This window comes from Mesorhizobium sp. M1E.F.Ca.ET.041.01.1.1 (assembly GCF_003997355.1).
In the GTDB taxonomy this organism is placed as follows: domain Bacteria; phylum Pseudomonadota; class Alphaproteobacteria; order Rhizobiales; family Rhizobiaceae; genus Mesorhizobium.
In genome coordinates, this window is sequence record NZ_RZSL01000484.1 from 1 (window position 1) to 4,762 (window position 4,762).

Sequence of the window (4,762 nt, forward strand, 5' to 3'; positions counted from 1 at the left end):
GGTTCGACCAGCGTGACATGGATGCCGAATTCGGCGACCTCCAGGCTGAGCGACTGGCTGAACGCCTCCAGCGCCCATTTCGAAGCGTGATAAAGGCCGAGCGAGGCAAAGGCGTTAACGCCGCCGATCGACGAGATCTGGATGATGTGGCCGGAGCGCTGCGCCCGCATGATAGGCAGCGCAGCCTGGGTGACCCAAAGCGCGCCGAAGACGTTGGTCTCGATCTGGTCGCGCGCTTCCTGCTCGGAGACCTCCTCGATGGCGCCGAAATGGCCGTAGCCGGCATTGTTGATGACGACGTCGAGCCGGCCGAAGCGCTTGTGCGCCTCGGCGATCGCGGCGTCGACCGCTTGCTTGTCGGTGACGTCGAGCTTGATGGCGGCAATGTTGTCGCCATATTTTTCGACGAGATCGGCGAGTGTGCCGGCATCGCGCGCGGTTGCCGCGACGCGATCGCCGCGGGCGAGCGCGGCTTCGGCCCAGACGCGGCCAAAACCCTTCGACGATCCGGTGATGAACCAAACCTTGTCAGTCATGATCTGTGATCCTTGCCCTTAGAGGGGTTTCAGCGTTTCTCGGAATCGCCGAGCCACTCCAAGTCTTTGTTTTCGCGTAATTCCGGTCGGAAAACCGCTGCGGGCTTTCCTGGAATTGCTCTGGGGACGATGTATTCCGGATGTAAACGGAGGATACTCCGCTTGCTGCATATACGGCGCTCTCGGCGCTTTTCCAGAGGCGCCGCCGGAATTATTTGGTGGCAGGGTCAGGGATAGCGCACCGCGCTCGACCAGGCCGGGTCCTCATGCCTCTGCCAGTAAAGGCGCATCAGACGCTCGGTGATCGTACCGACCTTGCCATCGGCCACGGGGGCGCCGTCGATCGTCGTGACGGGCATAATGCCGCCGGCGGTCGAGGTGATAAAGACTTCGTCGGCCTCTTTCAGCGCAGCCACGCTGACATCCGTCGCCACCGCAGAGAGCCCCGCCTCGGCGCATAGGTCAAACACGGTACGGCGCGTGATCCCGGGCAGCACGCCGACGGCGGGCGTCGACAGTTTGCCCGCCTTGACGCAGAACACGTTGAAGCCTGGACCTTCGGCGAGGTTGCCGCTGAAGTCGAGGATCAGCGCGGTATCGGCGCCGCGGTCGTAGGCATCATAGAGCCCACGCACCAGGTCCAGCCAGTGATAGTTCTTGATCGAGGGATCGATCGAGGCAGGCGGAATGCGGACCTTGTCGCTGATCGCGACATGGAGGCCGCTTCGCAACTGCTCGGCATTGGCGACCGAGCCAAAGGGGACGGCGAAAGCCATGAAGCGGTTGATCGCCTGACGCGGATCGCGGCTGAAGGTCGGCGAAGCGCCGCGCGTGCACAGCATCTCGACATAGGCGGCTCGATGGCCCGACAGTGCAACGCAATTGTGAAGGATTTCGGCGACGCCGTCGCGGTCGAACGGGATGGTCATGCGAAGCTTTTCCAGCCCGCCGAAGAAACGCTCGAGATGCAGGTCGAGACGGAAAAAGCGGCCATCCCAGACATGAACCGTATCGTAAGTGGCGTCCGAATGCAGGAAGCCCCAGTCCAGCACCGAGACTTTGGCTTGGGACATCGGCAGATATTGGCCATCCAGGTAAGCCACGCCGTCCGGATAGGCGTGCGGGTCGAGATAACGATCTGACAGAACGGGGAGCGGCCCGGCGGGCTTGGCGGCGGCTTGGCTCATTTCTATCATTCCTCCCTCGTCGCTGCGGCAGGCTAGCGTGCGGCTCCGGACGCAGTAGAGCCAGGTCACCGGCGCCGCTTGGCCTGCGAGGCGGCTGCCGCGTTCGAGGCGGTTCCCGTCAGCCTCACTCGTCCTCGTCGTCCTCGTCCAGCAAGCGCGTCGCGCGCCAGCGGGTGAGCACCTCATTGGTCCGCTCGATGACGAAGAAGCGCGCCGAGTCCCGGTCATAGCCTTCGGCAAGCAGCTTCTCGTAGTCGGTATGGGCGTGGCGGACATGGGCGATGGTTGCCAGCCACACTGCGATCGTCGGCGGCAAACTCTTCATATGCACGGCCCCGGCGTCGGCGCGGATCTTTTCCATGTCGGCATAGGGGGCGAGCGGCAAGAGCGCGGTCAACGCCTTGGCGATGGCGCGGCGGCGGCCGGTGGGCGCGCTCATTTCTCGTCGCGCCCGGCAATGGTCGCTTCCGGGAAGGCATCGATCGAAGCGTAGTAGGGCTTGATGTCGATGACCGGCGTGCCGTCGAGCACATCGATGGCATCGATCTCGATACGGCCTGCCTCAATATCGAGCGCGACGAGCTTCGCGACATGCAGACCGACAGGGTTCGGCCGGGCGGGGGAGCGCAGCGAGAAAACGCCTTTCGGTTCGGCAGCATGGCGTGGTTTCTGCACGATGAGATTCCGCGGAGCGTGATCGAGCCAGGACAGGACGGCGATGTGGCTGGCGCGGTCGAGGTTTCGCAGTCCCGGGCGGTAGGCCTCCTCGATCAGAATCGCTGCCGTCCGTCCGGTCTCGCGGGCTGCGCGCATGTTCTTCGGACAATCCTCACGACTGGTCCAGGGCGAGAGGATGTGACCGATGAAGACGATATGGCCATCCGGCGGCATATCCGCCGGGTCGGCCTCCAGGAGCTTCTCACCCTCGCGCGTCTCGAACATCGCGTTCCGTCCACTCAACCGTTTTCGGCGCGCGGATCATGGCTGCGCCATTTTCTTGTCCGGAAGCGACATAGCGCTTGCCAGGGTTTCAAATTCGACATAAACATATCTTTATATCTTTCAACGAGAACCCGCTCATGCATGTCACCCTCGACACGATGGTAGATACATTGAAGGCGGCGGCCGAATCCAGCCGCCTGCGCATCCTGGTGCTGCTGTCGCGCGGCGATCTCACAGTCTCCGACCTTACTGAAATCCTTGGCCAATCGCAGCCCCGCGTCTCCCGGCATCTGAAGCTCCTGCTCGATGCCGGGCTGATCGGCCGCTACCAGGAAGGGTCGTGGGCATTCTTCAGGCTGTCGGATACGGACAGCTCGCGTGCCTTCGTGCAGCGTCTGGTCTCGGGCGTGCGCGAGGCCGATCCGCAGGTGGTGCGCGATCTGGAGCGGCTGGCAGCGGTCAAGCGCAAACGGCAAGACCGTGCCGCAGAGTATTTCTCGGAGAACGCCGCGAGCTGGGATCGAATCCGCTCGCTGCATGTACCGGACCGCGCGGTGGAAGCCGCGCTGCTGAAGCTTGTCGGCAAGCGACCGTTCCAGTCGATGCTCGACCTCGGCACCGGCACCGGCAGGCTGCTGGAGATCTTTGCGCCGCTCTACCGGCGCGGCGTCGGCATAGACATGTCGCGCGAGATGCTGACGGTAGCGCGCGCCAATCTCGACAAGGCGGGCGTCGCCAACGCGCAAGTGCGCCAGGGCGACATTTTTTCGCCGCCGGTCGAGCGCAACGCCTTCGACCTCGTCACTATCCACCAGGTGCTGCACTATCTCGACGATCCGGGCCGCGCCATCGATGAGGCGGCGAGGCTGCTGCGTCCGGCGGGCAGGCTGGTCATCGTCGACTTCGCGCCTCACAATCTGGAGTTCCTGCGCGACCAGCATGCGCATATGCGGCTCGGCTTCTCCGACCGGCAGATCGCCGACTGGTTCGCGGAGGCAGGGCTCGATCTCGAAGACAGCCAGGAATTCGAGCCGCGCGGCCAGGCAGAGGCAAAACTCACCGTCAAGCTCTGGCTCGGCCGCGACCGTCGCCTTCTGATCGCCGACCCGTCCAACGACGTACTCCCAGCAAGGGAAACAGCCTGATGAACCAGTTCCGCTTTTCCCGCCGCCCAGACATTGGCGACAAGGTCCGGGTGTCGTTCGAGTTCTTCCCGCCGAAGACCGACGACATGGAAGCAAGGTTGTGGGACACCGTCACAAGGCTGGAGCCGCTCAAGCCGCAATTCGTGTCGGTGACCTACGGCGCAGGCGGCTCGACCCGCGAGCGCACGGCGCGCACGGTCAAGCGCATTCTCAACGAGACGACGCTGACGCCGGCGGCGCACATGACCTGTGTCGATGCCGCCCGCCATCAGGTCGACGCCGTCATCCGTGAATTCGCCGATTTCGGCGTTACCCGTTTCGTCGCCTTGCGCGGCGATCCGGCCGCGGGCGTGGGAACCGCCTACCGTCCGCATCCCGACGGCTACGCCAACGGCGCCGAACTGGTCGGGGCGCTGAAAAGCGTCGGCGATTTCGACATATCGGTCTCGGCCTATCCGGAAAAACATCCGGAAAGTCCGGACTTCGCCACCGACATCGACATGCTGAAGCGCAAGGTCGACAACGGCGCGACGCGGGCGATCACCCAGTTCTTCTTCGACAACGACCTTTACGAACGCTATGTCGAGCGGGCGCGGCGCGCCGGCATCTACATCCCGATCGTGCCGGGCATCCTGCCGGTGCATAGTTTCACCCAGGTCGCCAATTTCTCCTCGCGCTGCGGCGCGCTGGTGCCGGCATGGCTGGCCGAACGCTTCGAAGGGCTCGAGAATGATCCGCAGACCCACGCGCTCGTTGCCTCCGCGGTGGCGGCGGAGCAGGTGCTCGACCTCGTCGAACGCGGCGTCAGCGATTTCCACTTCTACACGATGAACCGCGCCGATCTGGTCTTCGCCGTCTGCCACATGATCGGCATCCGCTCGCATGAGGCGGATGTGGCCGGGTCAGCCGCGGCTTAATGCATGTCGCCCAAAAGTGTGCAGCGGTTTTGGGA

6 protein-coding genes are annotated in these 4,762 nt (G+C 63.9%); 2 read left to right on the forward strand and 4 right to left on the reverse strand.

What is annotated here, in order from left to right:
• The 4 genes from EOA38_RS28365 to tsaA all read right to left on the reverse strand — a co-directional run.
• The coding region (locus EOA38_RS28365; RefSeq protein WP_127300786.1) for an SDR family NAD(P)-dependent oxidoreductase at positions 1–536 on the reverse strand (536 nt) is incomplete at its 3' end.
• Between the two features lie 227 nt (positions 537–763).
• Positions 764–1,723 carry a D-amino acid aminotransferase gene (locus EOA38_RS28370; protein ID WP_126093060.1) on the reverse strand — a complete coding sequence of 320 codons (960 nt, stop codon included), beginning with the start codon at positions 1,721–1,723 and terminating at the stop codon, positions 764–766.
• Positions 1,724–1,847: 124 nt separating this feature from the next.
• Complete coding sequence (locus EOA38_RS28375; RefSeq protein WP_126093061.1) at positions 1,848–2,162, reverse strand: DUF2293 domain-containing protein; 315 nt, start codon at positions 2,160–2,162, stop codon at positions 1,848–1,850.
• Positions 2,159–2,665, reverse strand: coding sequence for a tRNA (N6-threonylcarbamoyladenosine(37)-N6)-methyltransferase TrmO (gene tsaA / locus EOA38_RS28380; protein WP_126093062.1), 507 nt, complete (start codon positions 2,663–2,665; stop codon positions 2,159–2,161). Before tsaA ends, EOA38_RS28375 begins: the two co-directional genes overlap by 4 nt.
• A 137-nt stretch (positions 2,666–2,802) precedes the next feature.
• On the opposite strand from tsaA, the gene EOA38_RS28385 reads away from it, so the two are divergent.
• Both EOA38_RS28385 and metF read left to right on the forward strand, forming a co-directional pair.
• Positions 2,803–3,810 carry a metalloregulator ArsR/SmtB family transcription factor gene (locus EOA38_RS28385; RefSeq protein ID WP_126093063.1) on the forward strand — a complete coding sequence of 336 codons (1,008 nt, stop codon included), beginning with the start codon at positions 2,803–2,805 and terminating at the stop codon, positions 3,808–3,810.
• Complete coding sequence (gene metF / locus EOA38_RS28390; RefSeq protein WP_126093064.1) at positions 3,810–4,727, forward strand: methylenetetrahydrofolate reductase [NAD(P)H]; 918 nt, start codon at positions 3,810–3,812, stop codon at positions 4,725–4,727. The genes EOA38_RS28385 and metF overlap by 1 nt, the downstream gene beginning before the upstream one ends.
• Positions 4,728–4,762: the final 35 nt, after the last annotated feature.